This is a genomic window from Pseudomonas sp. GW821-FHT11G12 (assembly GCF_058808055.1).
This window is the reverse complement of record NZ_JBXARH010000002.1, coordinates 240,306-256,634: the sequence shown is the minus strand read 5'-3', so window position 1 is coordinate 256,634 and position 16,329 is coordinate 240,306. Positions and strand designations below refer to the sequence as shown.

Sequence of the window (16,329 nt, the reverse complement as noted above, 5' to 3'; positions counted from 1 at the left end):
GTATTTACGCCAGCAAGGCCGGAAGCTGTTTGTTCAGCGCGAGTTTTTCCATCACCGCCGCGCCCGTCAGTGCATAACCGAGCAATTGCCCTTCTGCGTCGTGACACAGCGCCTTGACGTCGGCCCCCTGCCCTTCGACCGTCCAGACGCCTTCGCGGCCCCGTGGCGGTGGCGAAACCACCAGCGGGCAGACCGGCGTTTTAACCGTGATCGGCATCGGCCCGTAGTTCACCGCCGTCGGGTTACCGGCCAGGGTCTGTGCCAGCGCTCGCGCACAACTCATGAGGGGCATCACGTACAAAAGATTCAGCCCGTCGACCTCGGCGCAGTCGCCCAAGGCGTAAATGTTGGCGTGAGAGGTTTGCAGATGGCGGTCGACCATCACGCCGCGATTGGTCTGGATACCGGCTGCTGCCGCCAGATCGATCCGTGGGCGCAGACCGATGGCCGACACCACCACATCGCAAGGGACAACCTGGCCGTCGGACAGGTGGGCTTCCAGTCCATCGGCGACTTTTTGCAGTCGGGTCAGCACCGGGCCGAGGTGGAAACGCGCACCGAGGCTTTCCAGCCCGGCCTGCACCGCTGCCGCTGCGGCCGGGTGCAGCAGGGTCGGCATCACTTGCTCGCACGGCGCAACCAGTTGTACCTCATAACCGCCGAGGATCAGGTCGTTGGCGAACTCACAGCCGATCAGGCCGGCACCGAGCAGCAACACCCGACGCTTGCCCGCCGCCGCCGCGCGAAACCGTGCGTAGTCTTCGAGATCGTTGATCGGGAACACAAGATCCGCGCCATCGCCTTCAATCGGCACACGCACGGTTTCGGCGCCCCAGGCGAGGATCAGGTCGCGATAGCTCACCGCTTCCTCACCGATCCACAACCGCTTGTGGCCCGCGTCGATACCGCTGATGCGGGTGTGCGTGCGAATCTCGGCCTTCAATTGCTCGGCCATGGCGCCAGGTTCGGCCATGCTCAGGCCGTCGGCGTCCTTGTTCTTGCCAAAGCCGGTGGAGAGCATCGGCTTGGAGTAGGAACGACCGTCATCGGCGGTAATCAACAGCAGCGGGGTTTCGCCATCGAGTTTGCGAAACTCGCGGGCCAGGTTGTAACCCGCCAGCCCGGTGCCGACGATTACGACAGGTGCGCTCATGCCTTACTCCTTGTGGGTTCTCAGTTGATTTCGATCATTTCGAAGTCCATCTTGCCGACACCGCAGTCCGGGCACAGCCAGTCTTCCGGCACGTCCTGCCACAGGGTGCCCGGCGCGATGCCGTCGTCCGGCCAGCCATCGGCTTCGTTATAGATCAGGCCGCAGACCACACATTGCCACTTCTTCATTCAGGTACTTCCTCAGGGTTCAGGCTTTAGCCGGCGCGGACGGTCGATGGTGCAGCGCTGCCGTCCGGCTCAGGGCGTTTTGTACTGATCGTACCGGCCAGATGCAAGCCTGTTCGGCGCAATGGCGGCCCGGATCAATCAAACTCGCGGTTCGCCATGGTAAGCTCGCCGCCTCATTTGCTGCCAATAATGACTCATTGTGCAACTCAAAAACGCCCCGCTGTGGCGCCTGCAAAGCCACCTGAACCCCCTCCCCGACACGTCCACGCTCGACTGGCTGTTCGACGAAGGCTCCCTGACCCGCCGCCTGACCCGCCTGTCCGATGACGGCTTCAGCGTCACGCCGCTGTTCGAAGGCTGGCAGACCCTGCGCGACGACGAATGCGCGGCGCTGGAGCTGGCCGAAGGCAGCGAAGGCTGGGTGCGCGAGGTGTATTTGCGCGGTCATGGCGAGGCCTGGGTGTTCGCCCGCAGCGTGGCGTCGCGCAGTGCCTTGCAGGGCGACGGGTTGCATATGGATGAGTTGGGCAGCCGCTCGCTGGGCGAACTGCTGTTCTGCGATCACGCGTTCCAGCGGCGCGCCATCGAAGTCTGCCATTACCCGGAACACTGGCTGCCCGAGGATTCCCGGGCTCCCGGACTGTGGGGCCGCCGCTCGCGTTTCGACCGTGGTGCATTGAGCGTACTGGTGGCGGAGATTTTCCTGCCTACGCTGTGGGAAGCCGTCCGCACCCGTCCGGAGAACTGCTGATGTATCAAAGCCTGCTCAAATCCCTGAATCGCCTGAACCCGCGTGCCTGGGATTTCATTCAGTTGACCCGGATGGACAAGCCGATCGGCATTTACCTGCTGCTGTGGCCGACGCTCTGGGCCCTGTGGATTGCCGGCAAAGGCTCGCCGTCGCTGGCCAACATCGTGATTTTCGTCCTCGGCGTGGTACTGACCCGCGCCGGCGGTTGCGTGATCAATGACTGGGCCGACCGCAAGGTCGACGGCCATGTGAAGCGCACTGCCGAACGCCCGCTGGCCGCCGGCCGGATCAGTTCGAAAGAGGCGCTGGTATTCTTCGCCCTGCTGATGGGCGTGAGTTTCCTGCTGGTGCTGTGCACCAACGCCGCGACGATCTGGTTGTCGCTGGGTGGCCTGGCGCTGGCGTTCACCTACCCGTTCATGAAGCGCTACACCTATTACCCGCAAGTGGTGCTGGGCGCGGCATTCTCCTGGGGGATGCCGATGGCGTTCACCGCCGAAACCGGTGAGCTGCCGGCCACCGCGTGGCTGCTGTGGATCGCCAACCTGCTGTGGACGGTGGGTTACGACACCTATTACGCGATGACCGACCGCGACGATGACCTGAAGATCGGCGTGAAATCCACGGCGATCCTGTTCGGCGAAGCGGACCGGGTGATCATCCTGACCTTGCAGGCCCTGTCGCTGGGCTGCCTGTTGCTGGCCGGGTCGAAGTTCGAGTTGGGAATGTGGTTCCACCTCGGCCTGCTGGTGGCGGCCGGGTGCTACGCCTGGGAGTTCTGGTACACCCGTGATCGCGACCGGATGCGGTGCTTCAAGGCGTTTTTGCACAACCACTGGGCCGGACTGGCGATTTTCGTCGGGATCGTGCTGGATTACGCGTTGCGCTGACCTCAAAGCATCGCGGCCCGAGGCAATGCCTGCGGGCCGCGATCCAGCTCACTGCCAATGGCTTACTTGTGCTCGTGAACCACGTGCCACACGTCCTTCATGCCATCGCCTTTCATCTCTCCAGGCTTCTCGTCCTTCATGAAGGTGTACAACGGCTTGCCGTCGTAGGCGTATTGCATCATGCCGTCATCACGTTTGATGACCGTCCATTTGCCTTCGGCCTTGGCGCCCGCCGGAGCCATCATCGGTGGCCAGTTCTTGGCGCAATCGCCGTTGCACATCGACTTGCCGCCAGCGTCCTTGTCGAACGTATAAACGGTCATGCCTTTGTGATCGACCATCATGCCGTCTTTCATCATGGCCGGCTCGGCCGCCATCGCCAGTCCAGGAAGAGTCAGGGCGGCAGCCATCAGCAAAGCCTTAAAGGAAGCAGTCATTTGAGTCATGGAAACCTTCTTTTGTGGTTGTCAGGATTCGGACTTAGAGCTTAGTTCAGGATCTGCACAATCGCCGCTGGACTAAAATACTGTCACACGACTGCAATAATTCCGTTATCTAATGCGGCGCAAGACAGTTAAATGACAAGAGGATTAAGGCATGGTTGGCAGGAGCATTCTGATCGTCGACGACGAAGCGCCCATTCGCGAAATGATCGCCGTTGCGTTGGAAATGGCCGGCTATGACTGCCTCGAGGCAGAGAACTCGCAGCAGGCGCACGCCATTATCGTCGACCGCAAACCGGACCTGATCCTGCTCGACTGGATGCTGCCCGGCACCTCCGGCATCGAGCTGGCCCGCCGCCTCAAGCGTGACGAGCTGACCGGGGACATCCCGATCATCATGCTCACCGCCAAGGGCGAAGAAGACAACAAGATCCAGGGTCTGGAAGTCGGTGCCGACGACTACATCACCAAACCGTTTTCCCCACGCGAACTGGTGGCACGCCTCAAGGCTGTGCTGCGTCGCGCCGGCCCGACCGATGGCGAAGCGCCGATCGAAGTCGGCGGCCTGCTGCTCGACCCGATCAGCCACCGCGTGACCATCGACGGCCGTCCGGCCGAAATGGGCCCGACCGAATACCGTCTGCTGCAATTCTTCATGACCCACCAGGAACGTGCCTACACTCGTGGCCAGTTGCTGGACCAGGTCTGGGGCGGCAACGTCTATGTTGAAGAGCGCACGGTCGACGTGCACATCCGACGCCTGCGCAAGGCGCTCGGCGACGCCTACGAAAATCTGGTACAAACCGTGCGCGGCACTGGCTATCGGTTCTCCACCAAGGCCTGAGCCGAGCGCCCTCCCCGCAGACAAGGACCGCATTTTCCGTGAACCAAAACTGGCATGGCACCCTGATTCGCCACATGCTGTTGCTGGTCACCGGCTGCCTGGTGATCGGCCTGATCACCGGCTACTACGGCTGGAGTCTGGCGGCGGGACTGGGCCTGTACCTGGCCTGGACGCTCAAGCAACTGCTGCGCCTGCACGAATGGCTGCGCCTGCACCAACCCGATGAAGCACCGCCCGACGGCTATGGCCTGTGGGGTGAAGTATTCGACAGCATCTACCACCTGCAACGCCGCGACCAACGGGTACGCGGACGCCTGCAAGCGGTGATCGACCGCGTTCAGGAATCCACCGCCGCGCTGAAAGACGCGGTGATCATGCTCGACAGCGACGGCAACCTGGAATGGTGGAACCGCGCCGCCGAAACCCTGCTCGGCCTGAAAACCCCACAGGACAGCGGCCAACCCGTGACCAACCTGGTTCGCCATCCGCGCTTCAAGGAATACTTCGAGCAGGAAAGCTACGCCGAACCGCTGGAAATCCCCTCGCCGACCAACGATCGCGTACGCATCCAGCTGTACCTCACGCGCTACGGCAACAACGAACACTTGATGCTGGTGCGCGACGTCACGCGCATCCATCAGCTGGAACAGATGCGCAAAGACTTCATCGCCAACGTCTCCCATGAGCTGCGTACCCCGCTCACGGTGATCTGTGGCTACCTGGAAACCCTGCTCGACAACGTCGAGGAAGTGAACCCGCGCTGGAGCCGCGCCCTGCAGCAGATGCAGCAACAGGGCGGGCGCATGCAAACCCTGCTCAACGACTTGCTGCTGCTGGCCAAACTGGAAGCCACCGATTACCCGTCGGATAACCAGCCCGTGCATATCGACACCCTGCTGCAGTCGATCAAGAGCGATGCGCAGCAGTTGTCAGGCTCGAAGAATCAGCGCATCACCCTGGAAGCCGACACCAGCATCCTGCTCAAGGGCAGCGAGGCGGAACTGCGCAGCGCGTTTTCCAACCTGGTGTTCAACGCCGTCAAATACACCCCGGCCGAAGGCAATATCCGCATCCGCTGGTGGGGCGACGATCAGGGCGCGCACCTGAGCGTGCAGGATTCGGGGATCGGCATCGACAGCAAACACCTGCCGCGCCTGACCGAACGCTTCTACCGCGTCGACTCCAGCCGCAACTCCAACACCGGCGGCACGGGCCTGGGCCTGGCCATCGTCAAACACGTGTTGCTGCGCCACCGCGCGCGGATGGAGATCAGCAGCGTGCCCGGCCATGGCAGCACATTCACCTGCCATTTCGCCCCGGCGCAGGTCGCTCAGGCGCGGGTCATCAGCGCCGCTGAGTAATGCCGGACTAGGCAATCGCCAGGTCAGCCGCTACATTGGCTGACTTGCGCCTGCCTTTCAGGCGCGATTTCTTCTCTCTTACGAATCACACGGAACCCGCAAAACTCCATCATGGACCCTTCCCCTGGCTTGTCCCTCGCAACAATATTCGCCGATTTCGGCATGATTCTTTTCGCTCTGATCCTGGTTCTGCTCAACGGCTTCTTCGTTGCGGCGGAGTTCGCCATGGTCAAACTACGCTCGACCCGGGTCGAAGCCATCGCTGAACAGCACGGCTGGCGCGGGCACATCCTGCGCACGGTGCACAGTCAGCTCGATGCTTACCTCTCGGCGTGCCAGCTCGGTATCACCCTCGCCTCCCTCGGCCTGGGCTGGGTCGGCGAGCCGGCGTTCGCGCACATTCTCGAACCGCTGCTGAGCGCGGTTGGCGTGCAGTCGGCCGAAGTCGTCAAAGGCATCTCGTTCTTCACCGCGTTCTTCATCATTTCCTACCTGCACATCGTGGTCGGCGAACTCGCACCCAAATCCTGGGCGATCCGCAAACCCGAGTTGCTGTCGCTGTGGACGGCGGTGCCGCTGTACCTGTTCTACTGGGCCATGTACCCGGCGATCTACCTGCTCAACGCCAGCGCCAACACCATCCTGCGCATCGCAGGGCAAGGTGAACCCGGCCCGCATCACGAGCACCACTACAGCCGTGAAGAACTGAAACTGATCCTGCACTCCAGCCGTGGCCAGGACCCGAGCGACCAGGGCATGCGCGTGCTGGCCTCGGCGGTGGAAATGGGCGAGCTGGAAGTGGTCGACTGGGCCAACTCCCGGGAAGACTTGATCACCTTGGAGTTCAACGCCCCGCTGAAAGAAATCCTGGCGATGTTCCGTCGCCACAAGTTCAGCCGTTATCCGGTGTACGACAGCGAGCGCCAGGAGTTCGTCGGCCTGCTGCACATCAAGGATCTGCTGCTCGAACTGGCGGCGCTGGATCACATCCCCGAGTCGTTCAACCTCGCCGAACTGACCCGCCCGCTGGAGCGCGTATCGCGACACATGCCGCTGTCGCAGCTGCTTGAGCAGTTCCGCAAGGGCGGTTCGCACTTCGCCGTGGTCGAAGAGGCCGACGGCAACATCATCGGCTACCTGACCATGGAAGACGTGCTGGAAGTGCTGGTCGGCGATATCCAGGACGAACACCGCAAGGCCGAACGCGGCATCCTCGCCTACCAGCCGGGCAAGCTCTTGGTACGGGGCGATACGCCGCTGTTCAAGGTCGAGCGCCTGCTGGGGATCGACCTGGATCACATCGAAGCCGAAACCCTCGCCGGGCTGATCTATGAAACCCTGAAACGGGTGCCGGAAGAGGAAGAAGTGCTGGAAGTCGAAGGTCTGCGGATCATCATCAAGAAGATGAAAGGCCCGAAGATCATTCTGGCCAAGGTACTGATGCTCGACTGACGGGGATTACCGCTTGCCCAACGCAAAGTTGGGCAACGCCCCCAGCGGCTGGTTGAACTGATACGGAATCGACACCAACCCCCCACCTGTATTGCGCTGCACCACGAAGTGCAGGTGCGGGCCGCTGCTGTTGCCGGTATTGCCGGACAGCGCCAGCGGACTGCCCACCGCCACTCGCTGCCCTTCCCGCACACCCACCGACCCTTGCTTGAGATGCAGATACACGCCCATCGTGCCGTCGTCGTGCAGCACCCGCACGAAATTGCCGGAAGGATCGGTGCCGCGCCCGCTCTGGGAGTTCTCGGTCTTCACCACCACCCCGGCCCGCGCCGCGATAATCGGCGTACCGACCGGCATGGCGATGTCCATCGCGTATTTGTTCTTCGGCCCGTAATGGCTGTAGTCGCCATTGGCACCCTGACTCAGCCGGAATGGCCCGCCCCGCCACGGAAACGGATAGCGATAGCTCTGAGCCGCGCCAGCGGGGTCACCCAGGGAATACTGGAACATCGGGGTGTACACCAGCGGCTTGCCACCGGACACCGCCGTCAGCAACGCCAGCCGCGTGTTGCTGCGCGCCGGCAGCACCCGGCGGATCGTTTCAGCCGGTGCGCCACGCACGTTGCTCATCCCGGTAAACGCCAGTGCAACCTCGACCGGCGCATACAGGTCGTTGCGCACGAACACCACGTCCGTGCCCTTCTGCTTCTTGATGTCGAGATAGACCTGGCGTTCGAGGCGCTCGACCATCCGGTCCTGAAACACGAACACCTGGGAGCCTTTGCTCGGACGGTCGCTGTACGAAACCACTCCGTTGGCATCGGTGGATTTGTAGATCGTCATGGCCACAGTCGAGGTGGAGGCCATGAGCAGACCACAGAAAAACAGCAGGCGCAGGGGCATGGGCAAAAGTTCTGTCGAGTGAGGCCTGGGAATGAGCCTAGCAGCTGAAGCAGACCAGGCTAGTCGACAGATGTTTCAAATTTGGCACAGCACAAAACAAAAGGTCGCAGCCCAGGGCAGCACCCGCATCGGAATTCGATCCTTTGCGGGGCTGCCCCAGGCTGCGACCTTTTTGGCCGCGACGCTTACGCGCCCGGAACGAAGTGCTTCTGCGCCGTGCCGCGTGCGATCAGGCGGGAGATGTAGTCGAGCTTCTGCGCGTCCTGGTCGACGAAACGGAAGGTCAGTTGCAGCCAGTCGCTGTCGGCTTTCTGCTCATGCGCCACGATGGCGTGCAGGTAGCCGTTGAGGCGGGCGATTTCGGCGTTGTCGCCCTGCTCCAGATCGAGCACGGCGCTGTCGAGGATCTGCGGCAGGGTGTCGGTGCGTTTCACCACCAGCAGCGCTTCCTTGATGCTCAGGGCCTTGATCACGCATTGCTGGGTGCCGCTTGGCAGGCGCAGCTGGCCCTGACCACGACCGCTGGCCGGAGCGGCGGAGGCTGCCGGTGCTTTCACGGGCGGGCTGTTGAGCAGGCCACGCTGTGGCGCGGCGGCAGGTGCCGGGGCCGCGGCAGCAGGCTTGGCGAATGGATTCACAGGTGCTGCCGCCGGTGCGGAACCGATGACCGCGGCCTTGCCGCCCGTCAACGCGCTCAGGGAGTCGTTGCCGAACGCCGAGTTCATCTTGGTCGGGGCGCTGTTCATCAGAGTGTCGAGCTTGCCGACCTTGTTCAAGGCCTGCTTGACCTTGGTCAGCAGTTGCTCGTTGGTGAACGGCTTGCTGACGTAGCCGGAAACGCCGGCCTGAATCGCCTGCACCACGTTTTCCTTGTCGCCACGGCTGGTGACCATGACGAACGGCATGGTCTTGAGATTGTCCTGCTCACGGCACCAGGTCAGCAGTTCGAGGCCGGACATTTCCGGCATTTCCCAGTCGCACAGAACCAGGTCGAACGCTTCCTTGGCCAGCATGGCCTGAGCCTTTTTACCGTTGACGGCGTCCTCGGTGCGGATCCCCGGGAAGTAATTACGCAGGCACTTTTTCACCAGGTCACGAATGAACGATGCATCGTCCACGACCAACACACTGATCTTGCTCATCCAACACCCCTATTAAAATCCCGGCAAGCATAACGCTGGCTGATGGCACATTGCCAAAACTCTTCAGTCACGCCGGGACTTTTCGTTCGCGGGTGCTGCTTTTTAATTCGCTTTTTAACTCGGTTCTGCCTTCTGAAAAGCAGAAACAAAAACGCCCGGCCAAAGGGCCGGGCGCTTTTCTCAGGCAATCTTACTTATCGTCAGCATCGCCCGGAACATTAGCGGTTTCACCACTTGTTCCTTCAACTTCTTCCTTCATGCGCTTGAGGCCCATGTGGCGCACGTCGGTGCCGCGCACCAGGTAAATCACCAACTCGGAGATGTTGCGTGCGTGATCGCCGATCCGCTCCAGCGAACGCAGCACCCAGATAATGCTCAAGACCCGCGAAATAGAGCGTGGGTCTTCCATCATGTAGGTCGCCAGCTCACGCAGGGCAGTCTTGTATTCGCGGTCGATGATCTTGTCGTACTGCGCCACCGACAACGCCAGATCGGCGTCGAAGCGGGCAAATGCGTCCAGCGCATCGCGGACCATGTTGCGCACCTGGTCGCCGATGTGACGCACTTCGACGTAACCGCGCGGCGCTTCACCTTCTTCGCACAGCTGGATCGCACGACGGGCGATCTTGGTCGCTTCGTCGCCGATGCGTTCCAGGTCGATCACCGATTTGGAGATGCTGATGATCAGACGCAGGTCGGACGCCGCTGGCTGACGACGGGCCAGAATGCGCAGGCATTCTTCGTCGATGTTGCGTTCCATCTGGTTGATCTGGTCGTCGATCTCGCGCACTTGCTGGGCCAGACCCGAGTCGGCCTCGATCAGCGCGGTGACCGCGTCGTTGACCTGCTTCTCGACCAGCCCGCCCATGGCCAGGAGGTGGCTGCGCACTTCTTCCAGTTCGGCGTTGAACTGCGCGGAAATGTGGTGGGTAAGGCCTTCTTTACTAATCATGTTGGCGTCCTTGGAGCGTCCGGTAAGGTGCGGCGGGCCGCAGCGTCAATTCAGTGAGCAACAACCAGTGTCTGCTAGCCGTAACGACCGGTGATGTAGTCTTCGGTCTGCTTCTTGGCCGGATTGGTGAACAGGGTATCGGTGTCGCCGAATTCCACCAGTTTGCCCATGTACATGAACGCCGTGTAGTCGGACACCCGCGCCGCCTGCTGCATGTTGTGGGTCACGATGACGATGGTGAACTTGGATTTGAGCTCGTAGATCAGCTCTTCGACTTTCAGGGTCGAGATCGGGTCGAGGGCCGAGCACGGTTCGTCGAGCAGCAGCACTTCCGGCTCCACGGCGATGGTACGGGCGATCACCAGACGTTGCTGCTGACCACCGGACAGGCCGAGTGCCGAGTCATGCAGACGGTCTTTCACTTCGTCCCACAGGGCCGCGCCTTTCAACGCCCACTCGACAGCTTCGTCGAGGATGCGTTTCTTGTTGATGCCCTGGATGCGCAGGCCGTAGACCACGTTCTCGTAGATGGTCTTCGGGAACGGGTTAGGCTTCTGGAACACCATGCCGACCCGGCGACGCAGCTCGGCCACGTCCTCGCCCTTGCGGTAGATGTTGTTGCCGTAGAGGTTGATCGCGCCTTCGACACGGCAGCCATCCACCAGGTCGTTCATGCGGTTGAAGGTACGCAGCAGCGTGGACTTGCCGCAGCCGGACGGGCCGATGAAGGCGGTCACGCGCTGTTTCGGAATGTTCATGCTGACGTCGTACAGCGCTTGTTTCTCGCCGTAGAACAGGCTCAGGCCCGGCACTTCGATGGCCACGGTTTCCTGTTCGAGGTTCAGGCTCTGCTTGTCGCGGCCCAGGGCAGACATGTTGATGCCGTGGGTATGTGTTTCGTGCTGCATGGGAGGCTCCCTGTGCTAACAAATTCGGTTCGGTTGGCTGCCGGGAATCAGGCCGGCAGCCCTTCAATTCTTGTAACGGCGATCAGCTGTCCAGCGCCTTGTACTTCTCGCGCAGGTGGTTACGAATCCACACCGCCGACAGGTTGAGCACGGCAATCACCAGCACCAGCAGCAACGCGGTGGCGTACACCAGCGGTCGCGCGGCTTCGACGTTCGGGCTCTGGAAGCCGACGTCATAAATATGGAAGCCCAAGTGCATGATCTTCTGGTCCAGGTGCAGGTACGGGTAGTTGCCATCCACCGGCAGCGACGGCGCCAGTTTCACCACACCCACCAGCATCAGCGGCGCCACTTCACCAGCGGCGCGAGCCACGGCGAGGATCATGCCGGTCATCATGGCCGGGCTGGCCATCGGGATCACGATCTTCCACAGGGTTTCAGCCTTGGTCGCGCCGAGGGCCAGCGAGCCCTCACGCACGGTGCGAGGAATCCGCGCCAGACCTTCTTCGGTGGCCACGATCACCACCGGCACCGCCAGCAGCGCCAGGGTCAACGAAGCCCACAGCAGACCCGGCGTACCGAAGGTCGGTGCCGGCAGCGCTTCCGGGAAGAACAAGCGGTCGACCGAACCACCCAGCACGTAGACGAAGAAGCCCAGGCCGAACACGCCGTAAACGATCGCCGGAACACCCGCGAGGTTGTTCACCGCGATCCGGATGATCCGGGTCAGGGCGTTCTGCTTGGCGTACTCACGCAGGTACACCGCCGCCAGCACGCCGAACGGGGTCACGATCATCGCCATGATCAGGGTCATCATCACGGTGCCGAAGATGGCCGGGAAGATACCGCCTTCGGTGTTCGCTTCACGCGGATCGTCGGACAGGAATTCCCAGATCTTGCTGAAGTAGAAACCGACCTTGGTGAAGGTGCTCATGGCGTTCGGCTGGTAGGCGTGAACCACCTTGCCCAGACCGATTTCGATTTCCTTGCCGTTGGCATCACGAGCGGTCAAAGCGTCACGGTTGAACTGCGCGTGCAGGTCGGCCAGACGGGCTTCAACGTCTTGATAGCGGGCGTTCAGCTCGGCGCGCTCGGCATCCATGTCCGCTTGCGCGGTGGCGTCGAGTTTGCCTTCCAGCTCCAGTTTGCGACCGTGCAGACGAATGCGCTCGAGACCGGCGTTGATCGCGCCGATGTCGGTTTTTTCCAGCGACTTCAGCTGCGCGGCCAGGCCGTTCACACGGTTGATCCGCGCTTGCAGTTCAGGCCAGGCCGCTTCGCCTTCGGCGATGACCTTGCCGTCCTGTTTGACGTTGACCAGGTAGCCGTAGAAGTTGCCCCACTCGCGACGCTCGATCGCCATCAGCTCTGGCGGCGTAGTCTGGTTGGTCAGCCACTCGCCGACGATCCAGGTGAAGTCGTTGCCGTTCAAGTCACGGTTGCCGACCTTGATCAGCTCGCGAGTCATGAATTCCGGGCCGGCGTCCGGCACCGGCAGACCGGCGCTCTTCAGACGTGCACGCGGCACTTCTTCCTTCTGCACCACTTCGCCGATGACCAGGTGATTGCCCTGGCCCGGGACGTCGTAGCTGGCATGCACCAGATCCGCCGGCCAGAAGTGACCCAGACCGCGCACGGCAATCACCGCCAGCAGGCCAATGGTCATGATGACCGCGATGGACACCGCGCCACCGCTGATCCAGACGCCCGGGGCGCCGCTCTTGAACCATCCATTCAGGGAGTTCTGTTTCACAGACTTCTACCTTTCTTAAAGCGACGAGTATTTCTTGCGCAGACGCTGACGAATCAGTTCCGCGAGGGTGTTCATGACGAAGGTGAACAACAGCAGCACCAGCGCCGAGAGGAACAGCACGCGGTAGTGGCTGCCGCCGACTTCCGACTCCGGCATTTCCACCGCGACGTTGGCGGCCAGGGTGCGCAGGCCTTCGAACAGGTTCATTTCCATGACCGGGGTGTTGCCAGTGGCCATCAGCACGATCATGGTTTCACCGACCGCACGGCCCATACCGATCATCAGCGCCGAGAAAATGCCCGGGCTGGCGGTCAGGATCACCACGCGAGTCATGGTCTGCCACGGCGTGGCACCGAGGGCCAGCGAGCCCAGGGTCAGGCCGCGCGGCACGCTGAACACGGCGTCTTCGGCGATCGAGTAGATGTTCGGGATCACCGCAAAACCCATGGCCAGACCAACCACCAGTGCGTTGCGCTGGTCGTAGGTGATGCCCAGGTCGTGGGAGATCCACATGCGCATGTCACCGCCGAAGAACCAGTTCTCCATGAACGGGCTCATGTACAGCGACAGCCAGCCCACGAACAGGATTACCGGGATCAGCAGCGCACTTTCCCAGCCATCCGGGACCTTCAGGCGGATCGACTCAGGCAGGCGGCTGAAAGTGAAACCGGCGACCAGGATGCCGATCGGCAGCAGCATCAGCAGGCTGAAAATGCCCGGCAGATGCCCTTCCACATACGGCGCGAGGAACAGGCCGGCGAAGAAGCCGAGGATCACCGTCGGCATCGCTTCCATCAGCTCGATCACCGGTTTGACCTTGCGGCGCATGCCCGGGGCCATGAAGTACGCGGTGTAGATCGCAGCAGCAACGGCCAGCGGTGCAGCCAGCAGCATCGCGTAGAACGCGGCTTTCAGGGTGCCGAAGGTCAGTGGCGACAGGCTCAGTTTCGGTTCGAAATCGGTGTTGGCAGCGGTCGATTGCCAGACGTATTTAGGCTCGTCGTAGTTCTCGTACCAGACCTTGCTCCACAGCGCGCTCCACGAGACTTCCGGGTGCGGGTTGTCGAGCAGCAGCGGTTGCAGCTTGCCGCCGGCCTCGACGATCACACGGTTGGCACGCGGCGACAGACCGAACAGGCCCTCGCCTTCGACCACCTGATCGACCAGCAAGGTGCGGTGCGCGGTGCTGTGGAACACGCCGAGCTTGCCGCTGGCATCCAGGGCCAGGAAGCCCTTGCGACGTTCTTCAGCGGTGATTTCAACGATCGGCGTCTTGCCCATCTGGAAGGTACGGATCTGCTTCAGGCGCAGTTCGCCATCGGTGTCGCGGGCCATGAACCACTGGGCCAGGCCACCGGTGGAGTCGCCGACGATCAGCGAGATACCGCCCACCAGTTGGGTGGAAGCGGTAACTTGCGCGTCGGCGTTTTCCAGCAGTTTGTAGCGACCGTTGAGGCTCTTGTCGCGCAGGCTGAACACGTCGGCCTGGGCACGGCCGTTGATCACGTAGAGCCATTGCTGACGCGGGTCGACGAAGATGTTTTTCACCGGCTCGGTCATCTGCGGCAGATCGATACGCTTCTGCTCGTTGGTGACTTCGCCGGTCATCATGTTTTCTTCGCTGGTCAGCGACAGCACATTGAGTTGCGAACCGGTGGAGCCGACCAGCATCAGGGTCGAGTCGGTGGCGTTGAGGCTGACGTGCTCCAGTGCACCGCCGCTCTCGTTCAGCGCAATCGGCGTCTCGCCGTACGGGAACTCGACCGCCGGGGTGATGGTTTTCTTGCCATCCGGGTAGCTGACTTTATAGGTGTGACGGAACACCAGCGCCTGACCGTTGGACAGGCCCACGGCCACCAGCGGATGACCCGGCTGGTCTTCGCCGATGGAGGTCACACTGGCGCCTGCCGGCAAAGGCAGATCGACGCGCTTCAATTCAGCGCCACTGTCGATGTCGAAGAACAGCGCCTGGCCCTTGTCGGAAACGCGCATGGCCACCTGATTCTGCTCTTCGAGCGAAATCATCAGCGGCTTGCCGGCGTCCTGCATCCAGGCCGGGGTGATTGCATCTTTCGCGGTCAGGTCAGCGCCCTTGAACAGAGGCGCGACGACGTAAGCGAGGAAGAAGAAGATCAGGGTGATGGCTGCCAGCACCGCCAGACCGCCGACGAGGACGTACCAGCGGGTGAAGCGATCCTTGAGCGCGCGAATGCGGCGCTTGCGTTGCAACTCAGGCGTATTGAAGTCAATGCGCTTGGGAGGGTTCGTAGTCATTTTGGAATTGGCCAGATCATTCATGCGCACACCCTAGCGATCCTGTATGACAGAAAGATGACAATGCAGTGACGCACCAAATCCGCCGCCAGCAGGGCACTGGCAGTGGATAAAAGAATTCGGGGAGTGTGGGAGCCGGGCCGCTTGCGGGCCGGGCCCCACACGTGAGTCAGGCGGGGTTCACCCCTGACTCAGTTTGTTACTTTTTTGCGACTTCAGCGCCGCCTTCCTGCAGGCCCAGGTCAGCCAGTGCTTTTGCAGCAACCTTGGCCGGCAGTGGGATGTAGCCGTCTTTCACTACCACTTCCTGGCCCTGTTTCGACAGAACCAGTTTCACGAACTCGGCTTCCAGCGGGGCCAGAGGCTTGTTCGGGGCTTTGTTGACGTACACGTACAGGAAACGGGACAGCGGGTACTTGCCGTTCAGGGCGTTTTCTTCGGTGTCTTCGATGAAATCGGTGCTGCCTTTCTTCGACAGAGCAACGGTTTTCACGCTGGCGGTCTTGTAGCCGATGCCCGAGTAACCGATGCCGTTCAGCGAGGAGCTGATCGACTGCACGACCGAAGCCGAGCCTGGTTGTTCGTTGACGTTAGGCTTGTAGTCGCCTTTGCACAGGGCTTCTTCCTTGAAGTAGCCGTAGGTGCCGGATACCGAGTTACGACCGAACAGTTGAACCGGCTTGTTGGCCAGGTCACCGGTCACGCCCAGGTCGCCCCAGGTTTTAACGTCGGCTTTGGCGCCGCACAGACGAGTGGACGAGAAGATCGCGTCAACCTGTTCCATGGTCAGGTGCTGGATCGGGTTGTCCTTGTGCACGAATACAGCCAGGGCGTCCACGGCAACCGGGATAGCGGTTGGCTTGTAGCCGTACTTCTGTTCGAAGGCCGCCAGTTCGGTGTCCTTCATCTTGCGGCTCATCGGGCCCAGGTTGGAGGTGCCTTCGGTCAGCGCAGGTGGCGCGGTGGCGGAGCCAGCGGCCTGAATCTGGATGTTTACGTTCGGGTATTCTTTTTTGTAGTTCTCGGCCCACAAGGTCATGAGGTTGGCCAGGGTATCGGAGCCGACGCTGGACAGGTTGCCCGACACACCAGTGGTCTTGGTGTAGCTCGGGATCGACGGGTCAACAGCGGCGAACGCGTTGGCGGTCGCAACGCCAGCAGCGACAAAAGTCATTGCCGCCATCAAACGCTTCAGTTTCATGCCTTACTCCTAGCAGATAGGGGGTGTTAAGTCGGGGCCAAGTATCAGCAGGCCGTGTGAACACTCTATGGCTGAAATATGACAATTGGATGAAAGGCCAGCATCCCCTGTCGG

Annotated in this window: 15 protein-coding genes; 5 read left to right on the top strand and 10 right to left on the bottom strand. The window is 61.6% G+C overall.

Annotated elements, in window-relative coordinates:
- Positions 1-4 precede the first annotated feature (4 nt).
- Both AC1RR7_RS08835 and AC1RR7_RS08830 read right to left on the bottom strand, forming a co-directional pair.
- Positions 5-1,153 carry an NAD(P)/FAD-dependent oxidoreductase gene (locus tag AC1RR7_RS08835; protein WP_096817182.1) on the bottom strand — a complete coding sequence of 383 codons (1,149 nt, stop codon included), beginning with the start codon at positions 1,151-1,153 and terminating at the stop codon, positions 5-7.
- A 20-nt stretch (positions 1,154-1,173) separates the two neighbouring features.
- Complete coding sequence (locus AC1RR7_RS08830; protein WP_007954349.1) at positions 1,174-1,341, bottom strand: rubredoxin; 168 nt, start codon at positions 1,339-1,341, stop codon at positions 1,174-1,176.
- Between the two features lie 199 nt (positions 1,342-1,540).
- Between AC1RR7_RS08830 and AC1RR7_RS08825 the strand changes: the two genes are divergently transcribed.
- Both AC1RR7_RS08825 and ubiA read left to right on the top strand, forming a co-directional pair.
- The gene (locus tag AC1RR7_RS08825) at positions 1,541-2,092 is read left to right on the top strand and encodes a chorismate--pyruvate lyase family protein (protein WP_102620665.1); all 552 of its coding nucleotides are present in this window, start codon (positions 1,541-1,543) and stop codon (positions 2,090-2,092) included.
- Positions 2,092-2,982 (top strand): 4-hydroxybenzoate octaprenyltransferase, encoded by an 891-nt coding sequence (gene ubiA / locus AC1RR7_RS08820; protein WP_096817178.1) that lies wholly within the window; start codon positions 2,092-2,094, stop codon positions 2,980-2,982. The genes AC1RR7_RS08825 and ubiA overlap by 1 nt, the downstream gene beginning before the upstream one ends.
- Positions 2,983-3,044: 62 nt before the next feature.
- On the opposite strand, the gene AC1RR7_RS08815 is transcribed toward ubiA, so the two are convergent.
- Complete coding sequence (locus tag AC1RR7_RS08815) at positions 3,045-3,428, bottom strand: COG4315 family predicted lipoprotein (RefSeq protein ID WP_096817176.1); 384 nt, start codon at positions 3,426-3,428, stop codon at positions 3,045-3,047.
- A 151-nt stretch (positions 3,429-3,579) separates the two neighbouring features.
- Between AC1RR7_RS08815 and phoB the strand changes: the two genes are divergently transcribed.
- The 3 genes from phoB to AC1RR7_RS08800 all read left to right on the top strand — a co-directional run bounded on the left by phoB (position 3,580) and on the right by AC1RR7_RS08800 (position 7,082).
- Complete coding sequence (gene phoB / locus AC1RR7_RS08810) at positions 3,580-4,269, top strand: phosphate regulon transcriptional regulator PhoB (RefSeq protein ID WP_003229608.1); 690 nt, start codon at positions 3,580-3,582, stop codon at positions 4,267-4,269.
- Between the two features lie 74 nt (positions 4,270-4,343).
- Positions 4,344-5,630, top strand: a complete 1,287-nt coding sequence (gene phoR / locus AC1RR7_RS08805; protein ID WP_218887987.1) for a phosphate regulon sensor histidine kinase PhoR — start codon at positions 4,344-4,346, stop codon at positions 5,628-5,630.
- 111 nt (positions 5,631-5,741) lie between these two features.
- Positions 5,742-7,082 (top strand): hemolysin family protein, encoded by a 1,341-nt coding sequence (locus AC1RR7_RS08800; RefSeq protein WP_096817174.1) that lies wholly within the window; start codon positions 5,742-5,744, stop codon positions 7,080-7,082.
- Positions 7,083-7,088: 6 nt separating this feature from the next.
- On the opposite strand, the gene AC1RR7_RS08795 is transcribed toward AC1RR7_RS08800, so the two are convergent.
- The 7 genes from AC1RR7_RS08795 to AC1RR7_RS08765 all read right to left on the bottom strand — a co-directional run bounded on the left by AC1RR7_RS08795 (position 7,089) and on the right by AC1RR7_RS08765 (position 16,215).
- A complete protein-coding gene (locus AC1RR7_RS08795) occupies positions 7,089-7,985 on the bottom strand; it encodes a peptidoglycan DD-metalloendopeptidase family protein (protein ID WP_096817172.1) in 897 nt (298 codons plus the stop codon).
- A 185-nt stretch (positions 7,986-8,170) separates the two neighbouring features.
- A complete protein-coding gene (locus tag AC1RR7_RS08790) occupies positions 8,171-9,127 on the bottom strand; it encodes a response regulator (RefSeq protein WP_096817171.1) in 957 nt (318 codons plus the stop codon).
- 190 nt (positions 9,128-9,317) lie between these two features.
- Positions 9,318-10,079, bottom strand: coding sequence for a phosphate signaling complex protein PhoU (gene phoU / locus AC1RR7_RS08785; RefSeq protein WP_007954334.1), 762 nt, complete (start codon positions 10,077-10,079; stop codon positions 9,318-9,320).
- A gap of 74 nt (positions 10,080-10,153) precedes the next feature.
- Positions 10,154-10,987 (bottom strand): phosphate ABC transporter ATP-binding protein PstB, encoded by an 834-nt coding sequence (pstB, locus tag AC1RR7_RS08780; RefSeq protein ID WP_065258233.1) that lies wholly within the window; start codon positions 10,985-10,987, stop codon positions 10,154-10,156.
- Between the two features lie 82 nt (positions 10,988-11,069).
- Positions 11,070-12,740: a phosphate ABC transporter permease PstA gene (pstA, locus tag AC1RR7_RS08775; RefSeq protein WP_463554525.1), complete on the bottom strand. Its 1,671-nt coding sequence runs from the start codon at positions 12,738-12,740 to the stop codon at positions 11,070-11,072.
- A 15-nt stretch (positions 12,741-12,755) separates the two neighbouring features.
- Positions 12,756-14,789 (bottom strand): ABC transporter permease subunit, encoded by a 2,034-nt coding sequence (locus AC1RR7_RS08770; protein WP_173861303.1) that lies wholly within the window; start codon positions 14,787-14,789, stop codon positions 12,756-12,758.
- Between the two features lie 424 nt (positions 14,790-15,213).
- Entirely contained in the window at positions 15,214-16,215 is a 1,002-nt protein-coding gene (locus tag AC1RR7_RS08765; protein WP_065258236.1) for a phosphate ABC transporter substrate-binding protein PstS, read from the bottom strand.
- Between the last annotated feature and the right edge of the window lie 114 nt (positions 16,216-16,329).